A 19,295-nucleotide genomic window follows, 5' to 3' on the forward strand; every position below is an offset into this window, starting at 1 on the left:
TTTTTTTGCAGCACTACCTAGAAAAGTAGCACGCAAATGCGGGAAGGAAAGGCGGTCAAATCTCGACCACCCGGTCCGGACGGAATTCCTCGACCGGCCTGCGACCGTGATACCCGCGCGGATTGCAGAGGATGCGGGTGTCGCCGCAGCGATAATCCCAGACCACATGGGTATGGCCGTGGAACCAGGCGGCGATGTCGTACTCGTACATCAGCTCGCGCAGGTCGTTGCAGTAGGCGAAACGGTTGAGGGCCGAGGGGCGGTTGTCCCAGCTCCAGAAGGTGGGGGCGTGGTGCGTCACCACCACGGTCTTGCCCGAAAAGGGCCGCTGCAGCGCCTGCGCCAGCCAGGTCCGCGAGCGGCGGTGCAGGGCGAGGTAGTGTTCGAAGCGGTAAGGACGGCCGTCGAAACGGATCCGGTGGAAATCGTTGACGCTGTCCTCCAGGCGGCTGACATCCTCGTCCCCGGCGCCCAGATCGGTCCACAGGGTGCAGCCGAGGAAACGCACCCCGTCCAGCACGTGCACCTTGTTCTCCAGAAACTGCACCGGCGTCCCCAGGGCCGCCTGCTCCAGCCGCGGCAGCAGCTCGACATGGTCATGCTTGTAGAATTCGTGGTTGCCGGCCACATAGATGACCGGTTTGTCGAGCTGCGCCAGCCAGCTCATCCCCTGCAAGCCGACGCCGATGTCTCCGGCGGCGACCACCACGTCCGCGGCCACTTCCGGCAACTGCAGCGGTCCGAATTCCAGGTGGATGTCGGAAAAATAATGAATCCTCACCGAACCCCGCTTTCCCTTATAATGTTGCGATCCCGTGCCGCTCGGCGGCATTCCCTTAATTCAAGACTAGCAGCAGAAACGCACTTCGAAGCCATGAGCACACCCCCCATTCCCAGAAGGTCCTCCATCGGCGTCAAGGTCGGCAAGGTGCAGATCGGCGGCGGCGCCCCGGTGGTGGTCCAGTCCATGACCAACACCGCCACCGAGGATGTGGACGGCACCGTCAGGCAGGTACTGGAACTGGCCCAGGCCGGTTCCGAAATCGTTCGCCTCACCGTCAATACCGAAGAAGCCGCCGCTGCGGTGCCCAAAATCCGCGAGGAACTGGACCGGCGCGGCTGCGACGTCCCCCTGGTGGGCGACTTCCATTTCAACGGCCACCGGCTGCTGGCCAAGCATCCGGCCTGCGGCGAGTCCCTGGCCAAGTTCCGCATCAATCCCGGCAACGTGGGTCGTGGGTCCAAGCGCGATCCCCAGTTCGCCCAGATGATTGAATTCGCCCTCCGGTTCGACAAGCCGGTGCGCATCGGCGTCAACTGGGGCAGCCTGGATCAGGCGGTGCTCGCCCGTCTGCTGGATGAGAACGCCCGCGCCGCCAATCCCCGCGATCTGGACGAGGTGATGCGCGATGCGGTGGTCACTTCCGCCCTGGAAAGCGCCGCCAAGGCCGAGGAACTGGGTCTGCCGGCGGAGAAGATCGTCATCTCCTGCAAGATGAGCGGGGTGCAGGAACTGATCGCCGTCTATCAGGATCTGGCCCAACGCTGCAACTACGCCCTGCATCTGGGCCTCACCGAGGCAGGCATCGGCACCAAGGGCATCGTCGCCTCCACCGCCGCCCTGGCGGTGCTGCTGCAACAGGGCATCGGCGACACCATCCGCATCTCCCTGACCCCCGAGCCCGGCGCCTCGCGCACCAAGGAGGTCATCGTCGCCCAGGAGATCCTCCAGACCATGGGGCTACGCGCCTTCACCCCCCTGGTCATAGCCTGCCCCGGCTGCGGCCGCACCACCAGCGACTATTTCCAGCGCCTGGCGCAGCAGATCCAGGATTACCTGCGGCGCAAGATGCCCGAGTGGCGCGACCGCTATCCCGGGGTCGAGGACATGCACGTGGCGGTAATGGGCTGCGTGGTCAACGGCCCGGGGGAAAGCAAGAACGCCAACATCGGCATCAGCCTGCCCGGCACCGGCGAAAACCCGGTGGCGCCGGTGTACGAGGACGGCCAGAAGACCGTGACCCTCAAGGGGGACCGCATCGCCGAGGAATTCCAGGCCCTGGTGGAGCGCTACGTGGAAACCCACTACGGCCCGGCCGCCGAAAAACAGCGGGCATAAAAAAACCGCCTGGAAAGGTATCCCGGCGTTGCCGGGGCCTTTCTTCCGCGGTTCCTGAAAGGATTCAGGATTTCAGTTCAGCATCAGTTCCAGCGTTGCGCCTGGGCTTTCCAGGTGCCGTCGGCCTGCTTCTTGAAGACGTTGTAGATAACGCCGTCGTAGGCGTATTTCAATTCCCCGTCCACATTGGTCCAGCGCAGGGTGGACACCACGGTGTCGCCCTTGGCGGACAGCACGTCGTTCACATCCACTTCAAAGCGGCCGTGCCGGGCCGCCAGCACCTTCTCCCAGAAGCGGCGGATCTCCCTAGGATCCTTGATCACCTTGCCATCAGGCAGCAACACCATCGCGTCCTTGGCGTACAGGTGCATCAGCTCATCCACCCTGCCCTGATTCAGCGCCTGGTTCCAGCGGGCGACGGTCTGGTCCACGGAACGCGGCACATCGTCCGCCCAGGCGGCACCTGCTCCCAAAGTCAAAGCGGCTGCGAGCAACCATTTCTTCATCGTGATTACCTCCATACCTAGTTCTAAAGTTAGAATCCATGATTATTATAGTATCTATCAACATATTTTCAACTTTATACGATTTGTTTACCTAAAATAAACAATTAGCGCAGATTATCTGCGGCAAGGACATGACCAACCGTCACGGTTCACCATAGCCCAATCCCATGACAGGACTGTGACCACAGCCGTGGAAAAAACGAATCAGGGGTGGGAAACGACGAAGCCTTTGAGGCCGAAGCGTTCTCTCAGGCGGCGGGCAAGGGTTTCGGCTTCTTCCCTACGCAAGACCGGACCGACGCGAACCCGGTACAGGGATTCCCCGGCACGATCGAGCCGGGCGACATAGGCAGGAAACCCCGCCTGGCGCAGACGGGCGACCAGGGCATCGGCATTGGCGGCGCTGCTGAAGCTGCCGACCTGCACCGCCCAGCCGGACGACAGGGGAAGATGGGGGCGGTCCGGCACCACGATCCGCGCCGGCGCCTCGCCCGGCGCCGGGGGCTCCGGCATGGTGCGGTCGAACGGTGAGGGTGAACGCAGCCCGTCCTCGAACAGCATCGGCAGAAAGATGACCGCCAGAAATACCAGCACGGCGCCACCGACCAGACGGCGTTTAAGCTGCAGATCCATCGCCGGCCAGCAATTCGGCAACCAGGAAAAACGAACCGAACACCACGATCAGATCCTCCGCCCCGGCCATGCTTTCCAGAGCGTCCAGGGCGGCTGCGACCGTGGAGAAACCGTGCAACGGCCGGGGCAGCCCCGCCCGCTCGAAGGCGGTCAGCAGGCGCTCGGATGAGGCCGCCCGGGGATTTCCGGCCAGCGGCGCCAGGGCCCAGACGTCCACCACCTCGCCCATCCGGGTCAGCATGCCTTCGATGTCCTTGTCCGCCATGGCGGTGAACAGGGCCAACACGCGCCTTCCGGGCCAGTTCCGGCGCAGGTGCTCGGCCAGCAGGGCCGCAGCCTGGGGGTTGTGGGCCACGTCCAGCAGCCGCTCGGGCGTACCCGGAAGCAGCTGATACCGCCCCGGCAACCGGACCGTGGCCAGACCCTGGTGCAGCGCTGCCGTGGAGACGGCCAGGCGGGGGGCCAGGCAGCGGAGCACCGCGATCACCGCCGCGGCGTTGTCCAGCTGCTGCCTCCCCGGCAAAGCCGGCAGCGGCAGACCGTCCAGTTCGCCGTCCCAGCCCTGCCAACACCAGCCATCCGTTTGCCTGCGGTGATCGAAATCCCGTCCCAGACAATGCAGCCGCGCCCCCAGTTCCCGGGCCCGCAGCACCAGGCTGCGGGGCGGATCGCGGTCCCCCACCACCGCCGGACGCCCCGCCCTGAGAATACCAGCCTTTTCCCGGCCGATGCTGTCGCGGTCCTCCCCCAGCCATTCCTTGTGGTCGATGTCGATGCTGGTGACGAGCACCGCATCGGCGTCGATCAGATTGACTGCATCCAGCCGCCCCCCCAGCCCCACTTCGAGCAGCTGGACGTCCACCCCGGCGCGGGCGAACAGATCCAGCGCCGCCAGGGTGGCGAACTCGAAGAAACTGAGGCTGACTCCGTCTCGCACCGCCTCGATGCGGGCGAAGGCTTCGCAGATGTCCCCGTCCCCGGCCTCGCGGCCGTCGATGCGGATACGCTCGTTGTAACGCAGCAGGTGCGGCGAGGTATAGGCGCCGACCCGCAGTCCCTGGGCCCGCAGAACGGCGTCGAGCAGCGCGATGCACGAACCCTTGCCGTTGGTGCCGCCGACGGTGAGGGTCAACGGCGGCCGATAGCCGGGCTGCAGGCGCGCGAACACCTGCCGCACCCGCGCCAGGCCCAGATCAATGGGCCGGGGGTGCAGGGACTGCTGCCAGGCGAGCCAGTCCGCCAGGGTGCGGCGGGTGTCAGTCTTCCCCGTCACCCGAGGTGCCTGCCTGGGGGACGACGGCCGAATCCAGACCGATTTCATCGCTGGCATCGACAGGATTCCGGACATCCGCAGGCTGAGCGGCATGGGCCAGCAGCGCCAGCAGGCTGGCGATTACGTCGCGCAGGTCGCGGCGATCGACGATCATGTCCAGAGCCCCGTGTTCCAGCAGAAATTCGCTGCGCTGGAAGCCTTCCGGCAGTTTCTCGCGCACGGTCTGCTCGATCACCCGGGGGCCGGCAAAGCCGATCAGGGCCCCGGGCTCGGCGAGGTTCAGATCCCCCAGCATCGCCAGGCTGGCCGACACCCCGCCCATGGTGGGGTCGGTCATCACCGAGACGAACGGCAGCCCGGCCGCCCCCAGCCGCGCCAGGGCCGCCGAGGTCTTGGCCATCTGGAACAGGGACAGCAGAGATTCCTGCATCCGGGCCCCGCCGCTGGCGCTGAAGACCACCAGGGGGATCTTCTCCTCCAGTGCACGGTTCACGCCGCGGACGAAGCGCTCACCCACTACCGACCCCATGGACCCCCCCATGAAATGGAAGTCGAAGGCCGCCGCCACCAGCGCCTGGCCCTTGAGCAGGCCGCGCATGACGATCAGGGCGTCGCTCTCGCCGGTGGCCTTCTGGGCCTGGGCGAGGCGGTCCTTGTACTTCTTGGTGTCCTTGAATTTGAGCGGGTCGGCGGATCTCAGTTCGGCGCCGATCTCCTCGCGCCCCTCCGGGTCGAGGAACGCATCCAGCCGCTTGCGGCCGCCGATGCGCATGTGGTGGTTGCACTTGGGGCACACCTCCAGGTTGCGCTCCAGCTCGGCCTTGTAGAGGATCGCGCTGCAGGCCGGGCACTTGCTCCACAAGCCTTCCGGCACCGCGCTCTTGCGGTTGCCCTCGGTGCGGATGCGGGCCGGGACCAGTTTCTGAAACCAGCTCATGCCGCGGCCACCTCCCGATCCATCGCCTGCCGCATCGCCGCCAGCAGCGCGGTGATCTCCGCCTCGATGCGGGCCGGATCGCCAAGGTTCTCCTCGACCCGGCGCACCAGGGCGCTGCCCACCACCACCGCGTCGGCCAGGCGCGCCATCTGCGCGGCGGTCCCGGCGTCCTTGACCCCGAAACCGACGCCCACCGGCAATTGTGCCAGGGCCTTGATCGCCGCCACCTTGCGGGCCACGTCTTCCAGGTCCAGATGGCCGGCGCCGGTCACCCCCTTGAGGGAGACGTAGTAGAGATAGCCGCGCCCGGCCGCGTCGGCCTGTTCGATGCGCTGGGGCGGACTGGTGGGGGCGAGCAGGAAGATGGGATCGATGCCGGCCTGGTACAGCAGTGGCAGCATCTCGTCGCGGGCTTCCTCCACCGGCAGATCCACGGTCAGCACCCCGTCCACCCCGGCCGCTTTGGCCCTGTCCACAAAGGCGCGGTAGCCCAGGCACTCGATGGGATTGAGATAGCCCATCAGGACGATGGGGGTTTCGGCGTCCTTGCGGCGGAACTCGGCCACCATGCCGAGCACTTGGCGCAGCGAGGTCTTGTGCCTCAGGGCGCGCTCGGAGGCGCGCTGGATCACCGGGCCGTCGGCCATGGGATCGGAGAATGGCACTCCCAGCTCCAGGATGTCGGCGCCGGCTTCGACCATCCGGTGCAGCAGCGGCACGGTGAAGCCCGGCTCGGGATCGCCGGCGGTGATGAAGGGAATCAGGGCCTTGCGGCCTTCCTGACGCAACTGGTCGAACTTTGCTTGAATGCGGCTCACAGCTTCAGCCCCTCCCGGGCGGCGACGGTGTGGATGTCCTTGTCCCCGCGGCCGGAGACGTTGACGATCATGATCTGGTCCCGGTCCATCTGCGGCGCCAGCTTCATGGCATAGGCCAGGGCGTGGCTGGATTCCAGCGCCGGCATGATGCCCTCGATGCGGGTGAGGCTGTGGAACGCCTCCAGGGCCTCGTCGTCGGTGACGCTGACGTAGGTGGCCCGCCCGCTGTCCTTGAGCCAGGCGTGTTCCGGGCCGACGCCGGGATAGTCGAGACCGGCGGAGATGGAGTGGGTCTCGATGATCTGGCCGTCGTCGTCCTCCATCAGGTAGGTGCGGTTGCCGTGCAGCACCCCGGGACGGCCGGCGCACAGGGGCGCGGAATGCTTGCCGGTGTCGATGCCCAGCCCGGCGGCCTCGACCCCGTACAGGGCCACCTGTTCGTCCTCGATGAAGGGATAGAACAGGCCGATGGCGTTGGAGCCGCCGCCGACGCAGGCCACCAGGGCGTCGGGCAGACGGCCGGACTTCTCGACGATCTGGCGCCTGGCCTCGCGGCCGATGACCGCCTGGAAGTCGCGCACCATGGCCGGATACGGATGGGGGCCGGCGACGGTGCCGATGATGTAAAAGGTATCGTCCACGTTGGTGACCCAGTCGCGCAGGGCCTCGTTGAGGGCGTCCTTCAAGGTCTTGGAGCCGGAGGACACCGGCCGCACCTCCGCCCCCAGAAGCGACATCCGGTAGACGTTGAGTTTCTGCCGCTCCACGTCCACCTCACCCATGTAGACCACGCATTCCAAACCCAAGCGGGCGGCGACGGTGGCGGTGGCCACGCCGTGCTGGCCCGCGCCGGTCTCGGCGATCACCCGCCGTTTGCCCATGCGCTTGGCCAAAAGCGCCTGGCCGATGGTGTTGTTGACCTTGTGGGCGCCGGTGTGGTTGAGATCCTCGCGCTTGAGGTAAATCTGCGCCCCGCCCAGTTCCCGGCTCCAGCGCTCGGCGTGGTAGAGCGGCGAAGGCCGGCCCACATAGTCGCTCAGGTCACGGTCGAGCTCGGCGAGAAAATCCGGGTCTTTCAGATACTTCTCATAGGCCGCCTTCAGTTCCTCCAACGGATACATCAGGGTTTCGGCCACGAAGATGCCGCCGTAGGGGCCGAAATGGCCGCGCCCGTCAGGCAGTTGGTAGGTGTGCAAATGTTCAGGTGCTGTCGCCATGTCTGACCTCTCGTATGAATGCCGCCATCCTGGCCGGATCTTTAATTCCCTTCGCGCTTTCCACCCCGGAGCTGACGTCCACCGCCCAGGGTCGGACCTGCCTGATCGCCGCCGCCACATTGTCCGGCGCGAGCCCCCCGGCCAGAATCACCGGCAGCGGCAGGTCGCCCGGAATCCGCGCCCAGTCGAAACGCTCGCCGGTGCCGCCGGCAGCGACCGGGTGCCAGGTATCCACCAGCAGGCCGCAACTGTCGTGATAGCGCGCCGCCTCCCGCTCCAGGTCCACGTCCGCCGCCATGCGGATGGCCTTGATGTAGGGCCGCCCATAACGGCGGCACGCCTCGGGCGGCTCGTGGCCGTGGAACTGCAACAGCCCCAGCGGCACCTGCGCCAACACCTGTTCGATCACTTTCGGCTGGGCATCGACGAACAGCCCCACCGCGGTGACGAAGGCCGGCAACGCCGAGGCGATCTCCCGGGCCCGCTCGACGCTCACGTGGCGCGGACTTTGAGGATGGAACACCAGGCCGACGGCGTCCACCCCCAGCCGGGCCGCCGCGACGGCATCGTCGGGGCGCGTAAACCCGCAAATTTTAACCCGAGTCCTGGTCAAATTCCCGCTCCTTTTCCACCCGTTGGATATTTTGCGGCAGCCGCGCGAAGATCGGCTGGCGCGGCAGGCCGAACCTGTCAGGGTACCAGATTCCGGCGAAATACAAACCGTGCGGCGGAGCGGTGACGCCGCCGGCGCGGCGGTCGCGGGCCACCAGCACCTCGGACACCCAGTCCACCGGACGTTTGCCGCTGCCGACCGCCATCAGCACCCCGGCGATGTTGCGCACCATGTTGTGAAGGAAGGCATTGGCGACGATGTCGATGACCACCTCGTCGCCGCAGCGCCTTACCTCCAGCAGATAGACCCGCCGGTACGGGCTTTTGGACTGGCAGTAGGGGCCGCGGAAGGAGGAAAAGTCGTGCTCCCCCAGCAGCCGTTCGGCCGCCTGCTGCATCCTTGCCTCGTCCAATGGCCGGTGGCACCAGGTGAGCTGGGTCCCCCCCAGGGCCGGGGCCACCGGGCGGTTGCAGATGCAGTAGCGGTACCAGCGCGCCAGGGCCTGGCGCTGGGCGTGGAAGTCGCCGGGTACCGGTTTGGCCCACAGAACGCGGATGTCGTCCGCCAGGCGGGTGTTGGTTCCCTGCACCCAGGCCCGTTCGGGGCGCACGGCTTCGGTGTCGAAATGGACGATCTGCTCCCAGGCGTGCACCCCGGCGTCGGTGCGACCGGCGGCCACCACCCGCACCGGCGCGGCGGCGACGAAGGCGAGCGCCCGTTCCACCGCCTCCTGCACCGAAGGGCTGTGGGACTGATACTGCCAGCCCGCATAACGGCTGCCGTCGTATTCCAGTTTCAGCGCAATCCGCATTCTGCCTGCTTATCCCCGTTCCACATTAGGCGGGTGCGGGTGTCCGTCTTCTGGGACGCTGTGAATACTTCCCTGTACGCTCGGAACCCGGCCATCCGGGCCGGGTACGCCCTGAAGACGGACACCCGCACCCACCGCCTCACTCACACCAACACCCGCCGATAGCCGCACAACGCCAACTGCAGGGTCCTGAGCAAGTCGTATTCCTCCGGAATGGCGCTGCGGCACATCGGCCCGCGCCGGATCACCGCCTCCCTCACCGTTTCCATGAACTCGTCGATGGCTATCACCCGGCCGCCCCCCAGCTCCCGGCGGGTGGCGGAAACCAGGATCGCCACCTGTTCCAGGGGCGTGGCCGGATCGAGCCAGGGGAAGACTTCGGCGTGGACATAGCGGCGGCCGGCCTCGAACTTGCGGCGGAAGCGGCGTTCACGTTCCTCCCAGGTGTGGGCGTCGATGGACGGCTCCAGATGGATCAGATGACCGCTGTGGGGATGGTGGGCGACGATGTCCAGCTCCCCGGCCCAGCCGCCATGGGTCAGGGCACCGACGCGAACGTTGCCGCGGACGATGTAGCCACGCCAGGCATAGAACTGGCGCACCAGCTTTTCCATGTGGTTCATGCCTGTTCAAGCTCGGCCTCCAGGCGCGCGACTTCCTTCGGCGTCAGTTCCACGAAGCGGCCGGCCTTGAGTCCCGGCGGCAGGGCCACCGGGCCGTAACGCACCCGGATCAACCGGCTCACCGTCGCCCCCACCGCTTCCCACAGGCGGCGGACGATGCGGTTGCGGCCTTCCTTCAGGGTCACCTTATACCAAGTGTTGGCCCCCTCGCCGCCCGCCGCCTCGAGGGTTTCGAAACGGGCCGGGCCGTCTTCCAGTTCGACACCGCGTTGGAGCTTTTCCAGCATCTCGTCGCTCACCCGGCCGTAAACCCGCACCGCGTATTCCCGCTCCAGTTCCCGGGACGGATGCATCAGGCGGTTGGCCAGCTCTCCGTCATTGGTCAACAGCAACAGTCCCTCGGTGTTGATGTCGAGGCGTCCCACCGTCACCCAGCGGCCCTTGGGCAGCTTCGGCAGGCGTTCGAACACCGTGGGCCGGCCTTCGGGATCGCGGCGGGTGACCACCTCCCCCACCGGTTTGTGGTAGAGCAACACCCGGGTCCGCGCCCCCAGGCGGCGGTCGAGGTTGAGCGGCCTGCCGCGCACCTTGACCTTGTCGCCCACGCGCCAACGATCGCCGAGGCGGGCGGGGCGGTTGTTGATCTGCACCTCGCCGTCGCGGATCCACTGCTCGATCTGGCGCCGGCTGCCGAGGCCGGCATGGGCCAGCACTTTCTGCAGCCGCTCGCCGTCGTGGCGGGCGACGGCGTCGCGGTCAGGTGCCGGCGGGCGGTTCGGTCTCGGTTTCGTCATCGTCTTCCACAGGTAAAGGGGGCAGTTGTTCGAGGCGCTGCAGATTGAAATCGTCGAGGAAGCGTCGGGTGGTGGCATACAGAGCCGGGCGTCCCGGGACCTCCTTGTGGCCGACGATGCGGATCCACTCCCGCGCCTCCAGAGTGCGGATGATCTGGCTGCTGACCGCCACCCCGCGGATGGCCTCGATGTCGCCGCGGCTCACCGGCTGGCGGTAGGCGATGATGGCCAGGGTTTCCAGCATGGCGCGGGAATAGCGGCCCGCCTTCTGGGGAAACAGGCGCTGCACCCAGGGGGCGTAGTCGCGCCGCACCTGATAGCGCCAGCCGCTGGCCACCCGCACCAGTTCCAGGGGACGGTCTTGGCATTCGGCCTGCAGCCGACCCAGCACCTCGGCAAGGTCCACCCGGGTGGCGCCCTCGTCGGCCAGTAAGGCCTGCAACTGCTTGTCGTCCAGGGGCTCAGGCGAGGCCAGCAGCAGCGCCTCGACGATCTGCTTCAGCGTCATCGGGCTTGGACCCGGATCGGCGCCAGAGGTTCGCTCTGGAGCACTTCCACCAATCCCTCCTTGCACAGCTCCAGCAAGGCCAGGAAAGTCACCACCAGACCGGCGCGGCCCTCACGCAGATCGAACAGGCTTTCCAGCGCCACCGCCGCATCCTTGCGCAACCGGGCCAGCACCTGGCTCATGCGTTCGCGCACCGACAGGGTTTCGGGGGGGACGGTGTGGCTTTGCCGTTTTTCGGCCCGGTCGAGCACCTGGCGGAAGGCTTCTGCCAGTTGCTCCAGGGTGAGCTGCGGCAGGGCCGGCGGGCGGGGCGGCAGATCGGCGGCCAGCACCGCGGGAAACAGGTCCCGGCCCAGACGCGGCAGAGCGTCCAGCTCCTGCGCTGCCTGCTTGATGCGCTCGTATTCCTGCAGGCGCCGCACCAGTTCGGCGCGGGGGTCTTCCTCGTCCTCGCCTTCGGTTTCCGGCTTCGGCAGCAGCAGGCGCGATTTGATCTCCGCCAGCCAGGCGGCCATGAGCAGGTATTCGGCCGCCAGCTCTATTTTGAGGCGCTCCATCAGGCCGATGTATTGCAGATACTGCTCGGTCACCCGGGTGATGGAAACCGCCATGATATCCAGATTCTGCCGCCGGATCAGATACAGCAGCAGGTCCAGCGGCCCTTCGAAGGTTTCCTCGAGGATGACCCGCAGCGCGTCCGGGGGGATGTAGAGATTCTCCGGCAGCTCCACCACCGGCGCGCCTCGGACCCGGGCCAGGATCGTCGCCTCGCTCACGACAGCCCGGCGAGAGAGAAGAAGAACCCCTGGAGCGTGAAGATGACCGGCCCCAGGATTTTCCCCAGCGCCCCGGTGATGAGCAGCAGCAGCAGGATCGGCATGCCGTAAGGCTCGAGCTGGGCCACCCACGCCGCCCAGCGGTGCGGCAGGATGCCGACCAGCACCCGGCCGCCGTCCAGCGGCGGGACTGGAAGCAGGTTCAGGACCATCAACACCAGGTTGAAGAAAATCCCCGCCGCGCCCATGTAGATGAGCGGCACCGACACGTAGGCCATTTCCAAAAACACCCCAAACCGCGCCAGCAGTGTCCATCCAAGCGCCATGAGCAGGTTGGCGCCGGGACCGGCCAGGGCCACCAGGGCCATGTCGCGCTTGGGATGGCGCAGGCGGCCGAAGTCCACCGGCACCGGTTTGGCCCAGCCGAAGATGAAGCCACCCAGCAGCAGCATCGCCAGCGGCACCACCACGGTGCCGACGATGTCCACGTGATGGAGCGGGTTGAGGGACAGCCGCCCCAGGCGTTTGGCGGTGTCGTCCCCCAGCAGCCAGGCCACCCAGCCGTGGGCCACTTCGTGCAGGGTGATGGCGAACAGAATGGGCAGCACCCAGACGGCGAGCTTCTGGGCCAGGGTCAGTTCTTCCATAGATCAGGTCATCATCCGTTAACGCAGCAGGGCTTCGAGCCGCTCATAACCTTTGCCTTCGCGGCGGATCTCGGGAACCCCTCCGGTCAGGTCGATCACCGTGGTCGGCTCGTAGGGCACGATGCCGGCGTCGAGAATCAGGTCCACCTGCTTTTCCAGGCGCTGGCGGATTTCGTAAGGGTCCGCCAACGCCGTCTCCTCACCGGGGAGGATCAGGGTGGTGCTGAACAAGGGCTCGTCCAGCGCCGCCAGCAGCGCCTGGGCCACCGGGTGATCGGGAATACGGATGCCGATGGTCTTGCGGCTGGGATGCTGCAGGCGGCGCGGCACCTCGTGGGTGGCTTTGAGGATGAAGGTGTACGGGCCGGGGGTGAGCGCCTTGATGAGGCGGTGGGCCTCGTTGCTGAGACGGACGAACTGGCCGACCTGGGCCAGATCGCGGCAGACCAGGGAAAACTGGTGTTTCTCGCCCAGCTGGCGGATCCGGCGGATGCGCTCGAGGGCCTTCTTGTCGTCGATGCGGCAGGCAAGCGCATAAGAGGAATCGGTGGGCCAGACGATGACGCCGCCCCGTTGCAGGATTTCCACCGCCCGCCGGATCAGGCGGGGCTGGGGGTTGTCAGGATGGATCTCGAAGTACTGGGCCATATCCGTCATAAAAAACCTGTCTCGCCATCCCGGCCGCACGCAAGGCCGGGACAGGCGTGCGATTCGGCGCTATAGCCTACCATTTACGGCCCGGGCTGGACACCGCGAATTACGCCTTGGCGCGATTGGCCACCTGATCGCGCAGATATACCGGCAGCGCCCGCTCCGGTGGCAGCCATTGGGTGTCGGGGTCGGCCATGGCCGCCAGCCGGGCGATCCAGGCCGCCCGCGGCAGGCGCCGGGGCCAGATGGTGCGCAGCCGGTCGCCGAACCGGCGGCGCAGCACCGCACCGTAGGCCGACCAGCCGGGACCGACGGCCACCGCCTCGCTCAGATCGTCCGGCAGCGGCGCTCGCTGGGGATCGACGACCTGTTCGCGGCCGACGAGCACCGGCCCGGCCTCGCCGCGTCGGTACACGCCCCAGTACACTTCCCCCATGCGGGCGTCCAGAGCCGCCACGGCGTATTCCACCGGCGTCTGCGCCAGCGCTTCGGCCGCCAGCGCCGCCACGGTCGAGACCGGCACCACCGCCAACCCGGCACCCAGGGCCGTCCCCTGGGCCACCCCGGCGGCGATCCGCAGCCCCGTGAATGCGCCCGGCCCGCGCCCGAACGCCAGGGCATCGAGGTCCCGCAGCGTCAGACCGGCTTCCTCCAGCAGCTCGCTCATCATCGGCAGAATCCGGTCGGCGTGGCGGCGCGGGGCCACCTCGAAGCGTTCACAGACCCGGCCGTCGCGATACAGGGCGGCGGAACAGGCTTCGGTGGCGGTCTCAAGGGCCAGAATCTTCACGTCGGTTCACCAAAGAAACGTCGCACGGCCTGCAACTCCCGGGTTCGCGGCATCGGCGGCAGGCTGTCGAGGAAGACCTTGCCATAACCCCGCATGGTCAGACGGGGATCGCACAGCACCAGCACCCCCCGGTCCTCGGCGCCGCGAATCAGGCGCCCGGCGCCCTGCTTGAGGGCGATCACCGCCGCCGGCAGCTGCCAGGCGGGGAAGGGATCGTACCCGCGGGCGCGCAGACTGGCAAGCCGGGCCTGGCAGACCGGGTCGCCCGGCGACGTGAAGGGCAGCTTGTCGATGATGACGCACGAGAGCGCCGAACCGCGCACGTCCACCCCTTCCCAGAAACTGGCGGTCCCCAGCAGCACCGCGTTGCCCAGCTCGCGGAACCGCGCCAGCAGCACCGCCTTGGGAGCGCGCCCCTGCACCAGCAAGGGAAACGGCAGGTCCTCGAGCAGCTTGGCGGCCTCATTCAGGGCCCGGTGGCTGGTGAACAGCAGGAAAGCCCGCCCGCCGCTGGCCTCCAGGACGGGACGGACGGCGGCGATCATGCGCCGGGTGTAGTCCGGCGCCGCCGGCGGCGGCAGGCCCGGCGGCAGATAAAGCAGCGCCTGGCGGGGGTAGTCGAAGGGACTGGGCCAGATACGGCAGCGTACCTCGCCTGAACTCAGTCCCAGCTGGCCGAGAAAATGGTCGAACCCGCCGGCCACGCTCAGGGTGGCGGACGTGAAAATCCAGGCCGCCTCGAACCGCGCCCGGTAGGCGGCGAAGGACGCCCCCACCGCCAGCGGCGTGGCATGGAGGGCGAAGCGCCGGGAACCGGTCTCGAACCAGCGCACCCAGCCCTCGCGTTCGCCTTCGAGCCAGCTTTGCAGCCGCGCCAGCTGACGCTCGGCGCGCTGATAGCAATGCCCCAGCCCCTGGCTGGCGCCGGCCAGGGGCGCCAGGGTCTCGACCAGACCGGCCAATGTCCCGGCCAGGCCGGCCAGCGCCGTGTGCGACTGCCCGGGCAAGTCTTCGGCAGCGCCCCTGGACGGCGCGGTCCCCAGGAGCGCCAGCGTCCGCTGTAACGCCTGCTGCAGTTCCGTCTGGGCCTGGCGCAGGGCCGGGGCGGCCGTTTTGGCCTGTCGCAGCTCGGTGACCGTGTCGCGCAGCAGTTCCTGCAGCTGGCGGGCGCTCAGGGTTTCGCCCAGGAAGTGGGCCGCGGTGGCGGCGAACTGATGGGCCTCGTCCACGATCACCGCATCGGCCTCCGGCAGCAGCGCGCCGTAGCCTTCCTGGCGCAGGGCCCAGTCGGCGCACAGGAGATGATGGTTGACCACCACCAGATCGGCCTCCAGCGCCCGGCGCCGGGCTTTGAGCAGGAAACAGTCGGCGATGAAAGGACAGTCCTGCCCCAGGCAGCTGTCTTCGGTGGAGGTCAGGCGCTGCCAGCCCCACCAGTCCTCCGGCAGCTCGGCCAGCTCGGCGATGTCACCCACCGCCGTGGTGTCCAGCCAGCGGCGCACGCTCAGCAGCGCCTCGCGCTCGGCCTCGTCGTGCAGGAGCCGGCCTTCCAGGGCCTGTTGCAGGCGGTAATGGCACAGATAGTTGCCCCGCCCCTTGAGCTGGACCACCCGCAGCGGCCGCCCGAGGGAACGCTGCAGCACCGGCAGGTCGCGGCCGAACAACTGGTCCTGGAGATTGCGGCTGCCGGTGGCCACGACGACCTGCCTGCCCGACAGCAGCGCCGGCAGCAGATAGGCGAAGGTCTTACCGGTGCCGGTGCCGGCCTCGGCCACCAGAACACCCCCCTTGTCGAGGGTTTCGGCCACCGCCTCGGCCATTTCCACCTGGGCGGCGCGGGGGGTGTAGCCGTCGATGATCCGCGACAGCAGCCCGCCCTGGGCGAACCATGCGCCCAGGGCGGACGCGGCGGTTTCTAAGGCTTGCCTGGATCGGGACATGGCTGCGGGGCAAAGGGCATCACTGTACCACAACCGCTCCGCTCAGGGGACTGCGCCGTCTCCGCAACGGATGCCAGAACCGGAACCTCGATCCCCGCCTGCCGCGCCTCCGCCAGCACCCGCGCCAGGCGCTCCCCGGCCCGACGGCCGCGGGCGCGGCGGTCCGGGCAGTCGGCGATTCCCTCGGCCATCGCCTCGATCAGCGCCTCGCGCGGCAGCGGCCGGCCGAAGCGGCGCTCCAGCACCGTCAGCACCTCCGCCGCCACCCGGCCTACCAGATCCTGGTGCCGATGCCACAATTCCCCGACGGTCGTATCCACTGCCAGAGCGGCGATGTTGAGGGTCAGGATGTACAGGCTCTTGCGCGCCAGCTCAAAGATCAGCTCATCTTCGCGCCGAAGCAGACGGGTCTTGACCTTCAGCCGCTCCAGGGCTTCGATGATCCGGTCCGCCTTGGGACCATACACCGGAGTGAACAGGATGTCAGTCAGCGCCTGACCCGGCTTCTTCTCGAACCAGACCAGTGCCACCGTGACGTTCTCCAGCCCGTGGCGTCGCCAGTCGGCCGGCGTCAGTTCGTTCTGCACCAGGACCAGGCGGTCGCGCCAGCGCGGCGGGATTTGCGCCAGCGTCGGGTGCAGATCGCCTTCCGCCACCGTCACCAGCACCAGTTCCGGCCCGGGCACCGCCTCGGCCACCTCCCCGGGATCCATGCCCCGCAGCACCGGAACCACCGGATGCCCCAGGCGAAGAAAGCCCTTGGCGAATTCGCCGCCCAGCTCCCCGAGACCGACGATGACCACCGGGGCTTTCAGCCGGAGGCACCGGTCGGCGCCGGAGACGAGGGGATCGCGGCAGGATGAGGTCATCGGAACAAGCTCTCCGGGTCGGGTTTCGAACCGTTCCCGAATTATAATCCCACTGCAAACCATGGGCATGGAGTTTGAAATGCCGGCACCTTTCTATCGTTATTGGGGCAAGGCCGGTGAGGAGAAAAGCTGCCACCTGCTGCCCTATCACTGTCTGGATGTGGCCGCCTGCGGCGTGATGCTGCTGAAACGGCTGCCGCGCTGGCGCCGGCGGCTGGCGGAACTGACCGGAATGGACGACAGCACCCTGCTGCTCGCCCTGAAGGTCTTTTTCCCGCTCCACGACCTGGGCAAGTTCGCCACCGCGTTCCAGAACCTGCGCCCCGACCTGCTCGAAAAGATGCGGGGGTGCAAGAGTGACAAGGGCTACGGGACCCGCCATGACACCCTGGGTTACGTGTTATGGCGGGAACGTCTCATCTCGTCTTGCTCCAGGCGCAGTGTGCGACGGCGGACGCCTGGTAATGCCGATGCCTGGATGCGGGTGGTCACCGGCCATCACGGCCAGCCACCCGGAGAAAGTATCAATGGACTGCTCCGGGACCACTTCGAGGACGAGGACATCTCCGCTGCCGAGGCCTTCTCCAAGGCAGTTCTGGAACTGGCCGGAGCAGAATCTCTGCCGGACATGGCACTTCCGCCCGAGGCCACCTGGTGGCTGGCGGGCCTGACCGTACTGGCCGACTGGCTCGGCTCCAACGCCGGGTTCTTTCCCTACTGCGAGGAGATCCTGCCGCTTTGCCATTACTGGGAACGCGCCCTGAAACAGGCGGAAAAGGCCGTCGAGGCCGCCGGCCTGAATCCGGACCCCCCATCTGGACGTTTCACCCTGGCCGACTGTTTCGCCGACCCGCCCGCAAACCTGAAGCCCACCCCGTTGCAGCGTTGGGCGGAGACCGTTGCACTCGGCTCCGGCCCCAGCCTGTTTATCCTTGAGGACGTCACCGGCGCCGGCAAGACCGAGGCCGCGCTGCTGCTGGCCCAGCGGCTGCTGCAAGTGCAAGGCGGCGGCGGGCTGTACTTTGGTTTACCCACCATGGCCACCGCCAACGGCATGTACCAGCGCCTAGGAGGCGGCAGGCCGCCGGTGTACCGCCGTCTGTTCGCACGCGGTAGCCACCCTTCCCTGGTGCTGGCCCACAGCCGTGCCGAGCTGGTGCGCGGACACCTGCTGCCACTGCCCGGTCCGGAGGACGACTACGGTGACGGCACCGAGGCAGCCGCAAACCGATGCAGCGCCTGGCTGGCCGACAACCGCAAGAAGGCCCTGCTGGCGGAGGTGGGGGTTGGCACCATCGACCAGGCCCTGCTGGCCGTCCTCGCCTCCCGTCACCAGTCGCTGCGCCTGCTCGGCCTGCTGGACAAGGTGCTGATCGCCGACGAGGTCCACGCCTGCGACGCCTACATGAATCGCCTGCTGCAACATTTGCTCCGCGCCCACGCCAGAGCCGGAGGCAGTGCGGTGCTGCTTTCGGCCACCCTGCCTCACAGGCAGAAAGCCGCCCTGATCCGGGCGTTCGCGGAGGGACTGGGACACGAAATCTGCGAGACGGAACCCTGCGATGCCTATCCTCTCGCCACCGTCTTCGACCAGAACGGCATCAGCATCCGGCCCCTGCAGACCCGGCCTGAGGTGGCGCGACGGGTGGCGGTCGATTTCATCGAGAGTGAGGCTCAGGCCGAAGCCGTCCTGGCCGACGCCGTCGCCCGGGGATGCTGCGCCTGCTGGATCTGCAACACGGTGGACGATGCCCGCCGGCGCTTCGAGCAGCTGGTCCAGAAACATCCGGACTGGAAGCTGGACCTGTTCCACGCCCGCTTCACCCTCCACGACCGGATGGCCGTCGAGCAATGGGTTTTACGGAATTTCGGCAAGCGTTCCGGGCCTGCCGAACGCCGCGGGCGGGTTCTCATCGCCACCCAGGTGGTGGAACAGTCCCTGGACCTGGACTTCGACGTGCTGATCTCGGATCTGGCCCCCATCGACCTGCTGGTCCAGCGCGCCGGCCGCCTCCAGCGCCACCCCCGCGACGCCGAAGGCCGCTACACCCCCGATGCCCCGGACCGGCGCGGCGCCCCGAAGCTCACCGTGCAGGCTCCCCCTTGGGACGACGACCCGGCCGCCGACTGGCTGCGCCAGGCCCTGCCCGGCACGGCGGCGGTATACGAAGCCGAAGACGCCCACCTGTGGCTGGGGATGAAACTGCTGCGGGAACGACAGGGCTTTGCCATGCCCGGTGACGCCCGTTTTCTGATCGAGGGTGTGTATGACACGGACCCGTTCGAGGACTTCCCCGAAGCGCTTCAGGCCAAGGCTCTGGAAGCCGACGGCCTGTACCGCGGCAAGAGTAGTATCGCCGAGGACAAGGCCCTGCCGCTGGAGCAGGGTTATCGCCTGGAAGGCCCCTGGCTCGACGAAGACATTGCACCCACCCGCCTGGGTGAGCCGACTACCACCGTCTGGCTGGCGCGCCTGACCGAAGGCCGCCTGCTGCCGCTGCACAGCGACAGCGCCGCGCCGGAAGTCTGGCTGGAAAGCAGCCTTATTTTGCGCCGGGCCCTGGCCTATCATGAAGTGATACCCGATGGCGTTTCCCCGGAAGGCTGGCAGAAACTCAAGGAAGGTCTGCCCGGCAAGGGGAAATGGGGTGTCGTGATCGCTCTGAACTGCGTTGAAGACAAGTTCTGGGAGGGACAGGTTCAGAGTGAACAAGTCCGAAACCGGACAGTCATCTATTCTCAGACAACCGGCCTCGCCTTCAAGGAGTAA

The 19,295-nt window shown here is 67.3% G+C and carries 20 protein-coding genes; 2 read left to right on the plus strand and 18 right to left on the minus strand.

Annotated elements, in window-relative coordinates; genetic code table 11:
- Window positions 1-55 precede the first annotated feature (55 nt).
- The gene (locus tag MCIT9_RS13435; RefSeq protein ID WP_317705379.1) at window positions 56-781 is read right to left on the minus strand and encodes a metallophosphoesterase; all 726 of its coding nucleotides are present in this window, start codon (window positions 779-781) and stop codon (window positions 56-58) included.
- A gap of 93 nt (window positions 782-874) precedes the next feature.
- Between MCIT9_RS13435 and ispG the strand changes: the two genes are divergently transcribed.
- Complete coding sequence (gene ispG, locus MCIT9_RS13440; RefSeq protein WP_317705380.1) at window positions 875-2,119, plus strand: flavodoxin-dependent (E)-4-hydroxy-3-methylbut-2-enyl-diphosphate synthase; 1,245 nt, start codon at window positions 875-877, stop codon at window positions 2,117-2,119.
- 83 nt (window positions 2,120-2,202) lie between these two features.
- On the opposite strand, the gene MCIT9_RS13445 is transcribed toward ispG, so the two are convergent.
- The 17 genes from MCIT9_RS13445 to MCIT9_RS13525 form a co-directional block, all read right to left on the minus strand.
- A complete protein-coding gene (locus MCIT9_RS13445) occupies window positions 2,203-2,640 on the minus strand; it encodes a YybH family protein (protein WP_317705381.1) in 438 nt (145 codons plus the stop codon).
- A gap of 189 nt (window positions 2,641-2,829) precedes the next feature.
- Window positions 2,830-3,258, minus strand: a complete 429-nt coding sequence (locus tag MCIT9_RS13450; protein WP_317705382.1) for an SPOR domain-containing protein — start codon at window positions 3,256-3,258, stop codon at window positions 2,830-2,832.
- The gene (folC, locus tag MCIT9_RS13455) at window positions 3,242-4,531 is read right to left on the minus strand and encodes a bifunctional tetrahydrofolate synthase/dihydrofolate synthase (protein ID WP_317705383.1); all 1,290 of its coding nucleotides are present in this window, start codon (window positions 4,529-4,531) and stop codon (window positions 3,242-3,244) included. Before folC ends, MCIT9_RS13450 begins: the two co-directional genes overlap by 17 nt.
- Window positions 4,515-5,468, minus strand: coding sequence for an acetyl-CoA carboxylase, carboxyltransferase subunit beta (gene accD, locus MCIT9_RS13460; RefSeq protein ID WP_422880184.1), 954 nt, complete (start codon window positions 5,466-5,468; stop codon window positions 4,515-4,517). The genes folC and accD overlap by 17 nt, the downstream gene beginning before the upstream one ends.
- On the minus strand, window positions 5,465-6,286 hold the full coding sequence (gene trpA, locus MCIT9_RS13465; RefSeq protein ID WP_317705384.1) for a tryptophan synthase subunit alpha: 822 nt from the start codon (window positions 6,284-6,286) through the stop codon (window positions 5,465-5,467). The genes accD and trpA overlap by 4 nt, the downstream gene beginning before the upstream one ends.
- Window positions 6,283-7,503 (minus strand): tryptophan synthase subunit beta, encoded by a 1,221-nt coding sequence (gene trpB / locus MCIT9_RS13470; protein ID WP_317705385.1) that lies wholly within the window; start codon window positions 7,501-7,503, stop codon window positions 6,283-6,285. Before trpB ends, trpA begins: the two co-directional genes overlap by 4 nt.
- A complete protein-coding gene (locus MCIT9_RS13475) occupies window positions 7,487-8,116 on the minus strand; it encodes a phosphoribosylanthranilate isomerase (protein ID WP_317705386.1) in 630 nt (209 codons plus the stop codon). The genes trpB and MCIT9_RS13475 overlap by 17 nt, the downstream gene beginning before the upstream one ends.
- Window positions 8,097-8,927, minus strand: a complete 831-nt coding sequence (gene truA / locus MCIT9_RS13480) for a tRNA pseudouridine(38-40) synthase TruA (protein ID WP_317705387.1) — start codon at window positions 8,925-8,927, stop codon at window positions 8,097-8,099. The genes MCIT9_RS13475 and truA overlap by 20 nt, the downstream gene beginning before the upstream one ends.
- Before the next feature lie 143 nt (window positions 8,928-9,070).
- Window positions 9,071-9,550 (minus strand): hypothetical protein, encoded by a 480-nt coding sequence (locus MCIT9_RS13485; RefSeq protein ID WP_317705388.1) that lies wholly within the window; start codon window positions 9,548-9,550, stop codon window positions 9,071-9,073.
- A complete protein-coding gene (gene rluB / locus MCIT9_RS13490) occupies window positions 9,547-10,344 on the minus strand; it encodes a 23S rRNA pseudouridine(2605) synthase RluB (RefSeq protein ID WP_317705389.1) in 798 nt (265 codons plus the stop codon). Before rluB ends, MCIT9_RS13485 begins: the two co-directional genes overlap by 4 nt.
- Window positions 10,307-10,852 carry an SMC-Scp complex subunit ScpB gene (gene scpB, locus MCIT9_RS13495; RefSeq protein ID WP_317705390.1) on the minus strand — a complete coding sequence of 182 codons (546 nt, stop codon included), beginning with the start codon at window positions 10,850-10,852 and terminating at the stop codon, window positions 10,307-10,309. Before scpB ends, rluB begins: the two co-directional genes overlap by 38 nt.
- Window positions 10,849-11,628 (minus strand): segregation and condensation protein A, encoded by a 780-nt coding sequence (locus tag MCIT9_RS13500; protein WP_317705391.1) that lies wholly within the window; start codon window positions 11,626-11,628, stop codon window positions 10,849-10,851. Before MCIT9_RS13500 ends, scpB begins: the two co-directional genes overlap by 4 nt.
- A complete protein-coding gene (locus MCIT9_RS13505) occupies window positions 11,625-12,275 on the minus strand; it encodes a site-2 protease family protein (protein WP_317705392.1) in 651 nt (216 codons plus the stop codon). The genes MCIT9_RS13500 and MCIT9_RS13505 overlap by 4 nt, the downstream gene beginning before the upstream one ends.
- 18 nt (window positions 12,276-12,293) lie before the next feature.
- Entirely contained in the window at window positions 12,294-12,923 is a 630-nt protein-coding gene (locus tag MCIT9_RS13510) for an L-threonylcarbamoyladenylate synthase (protein WP_317706752.1), read from the minus strand.
- A 109-nt stretch (window positions 12,924-13,032) separates the two neighbouring features.
- Window positions 13,033-13,716, minus strand: a complete 684-nt coding sequence (gene tsaB, locus MCIT9_RS13515; RefSeq protein WP_317705393.1) for a tRNA (adenosine(37)-N6)-threonylcarbamoyltransferase complex dimerization subunit type 1 TsaB — start codon at window positions 13,714-13,716, stop codon at window positions 13,033-13,035.
- A complete protein-coding gene (gene yoaA / locus MCIT9_RS13520; RefSeq protein WP_317705394.1) occupies window positions 13,713-15,656 on the minus strand; it encodes a DNA repair helicase YoaA in 1,944 nt (647 codons plus the stop codon). The genes tsaB and yoaA overlap by 4 nt, the downstream gene beginning before the upstream one ends.
- Window positions 15,632-16,525, minus strand: coding sequence for a ketopantoate reductase family protein (locus MCIT9_RS13525; protein WP_317705395.1), 894 nt, complete (start codon window positions 16,523-16,525; stop codon window positions 15,632-15,634). The genes yoaA and MCIT9_RS13525 overlap by 25 nt, the downstream gene beginning before the upstream one ends.
- A gap of 79 nt (window positions 16,526-16,604) precedes the next feature.
- On the opposite strand from MCIT9_RS13525, the gene cas3 reads away from it, so the two are divergent.
- A complete protein-coding gene (gene cas3 / locus MCIT9_RS13530; protein ID WP_317705396.1) occupies window positions 16,605-19,295 on the plus strand; it encodes a CRISPR-associated helicase Cas3' in 2,691 nt (896 codons plus the stop codon).

The organism is Methylomarinovum caldicuralii, assembly GCF_033126985.1.
Lineage (GTDB): Bacteria > Pseudomonadota > Gammaproteobacteria > Methylococcales > Methylothermaceae > Methylohalobius > Methylohalobius caldicuralii.

Excerpts from the sequence above, each read along its gene's own strand:
- ispG (WP_317705380.1), top strand. The coding sequence starts at position 875 with ATGAGCACACCCCCCATTCCCAGAAGGTCCTCCATCGGCGTCAAGGTC.
- MCIT9_RS13445 (WP_317705381.1), bottom strand. The coding sequence starts at position 2,640 with ATGGAGGTAATCACGATGAAGAAATGGTTGCTCGCAGCCGCTTTGACT.
- MCIT9_RS13450 (WP_317705382.1), bottom strand. The coding sequence starts at position 3,258 with ATGGATCTGCAGCTTAAACGCCGTCTGGTCGGTGGCGCCGTGCTGGTA.
- accD (WP_422880184.1), bottom strand. The coding sequence starts at position 5,468 with ATGAGCTGGTTTCAGAAACTGGTCCCGGCCCGCATCCGCACCGAGGGC.
- trpB (WP_317705385.1), bottom strand. The coding sequence starts at position 7,503 with ATGGCGACAGCACCTGAACATTTGCACACCTACCAACTGCCTGACGGG.
- truA (WP_317705387.1), bottom strand. The coding sequence starts at position 8,927 with ATGCGGATTGCGCTGAAACTGGAATACGACGGCAGCCGTTATGCGGGC.
- MCIT9_RS13485 (WP_317705388.1), bottom strand. The coding sequence starts at position 9,550 with ATGAACCACATGGAAAAGCTGGTGCGCCAGTTCTATGCCTGGCGTGGC.
- rluB (WP_317705389.1), bottom strand. The coding sequence starts at position 10,344 with ATGACGAAACCGAGACCGAACCGCCCGCCGGCACCTGACCGCGACGCC.
- scpB (WP_317705390.1), bottom strand. The coding sequence starts at position 10,852 with ATGACGCTGAAGCAGATCGTCGAGGCGCTGCTGCTGGCCTCGCCTGAG.
- MCIT9_RS13505 (WP_317705392.1), bottom strand. The coding sequence starts at position 12,275 with ATGGAAGAACTGACCCTGGCCCAGAAGCTCGCCGTCTGGGTGCTGCCC.
- MCIT9_RS13510 (WP_317706752.1), bottom strand. The coding sequence starts at position 12,923 with ATGGCCCAGTACTTCGAGATCCATCCTGACAACCCCCAGCCCCGCCTG.
- yoaA (WP_317705394.1), bottom strand. The coding sequence starts at position 15,656 with ATGTCCCGATCCAGGCAAGCCTTAGAAACCGCCGCGTCCGCCCTGGGC.
- MCIT9_RS13525 (WP_317705395.1), bottom strand. The coding sequence starts at position 16,525 with ATGACCTCATCCTGCCGCGATCCCCTCGTCTCCGGCGCCGACCGGTGC.
- cas3 (WP_317705396.1), top strand. The coding sequence starts at position 16,605 with ATGCCGGCACCTTTCTATCGTTATTGGGGCAAGGCCGGTGAGGAGAAA.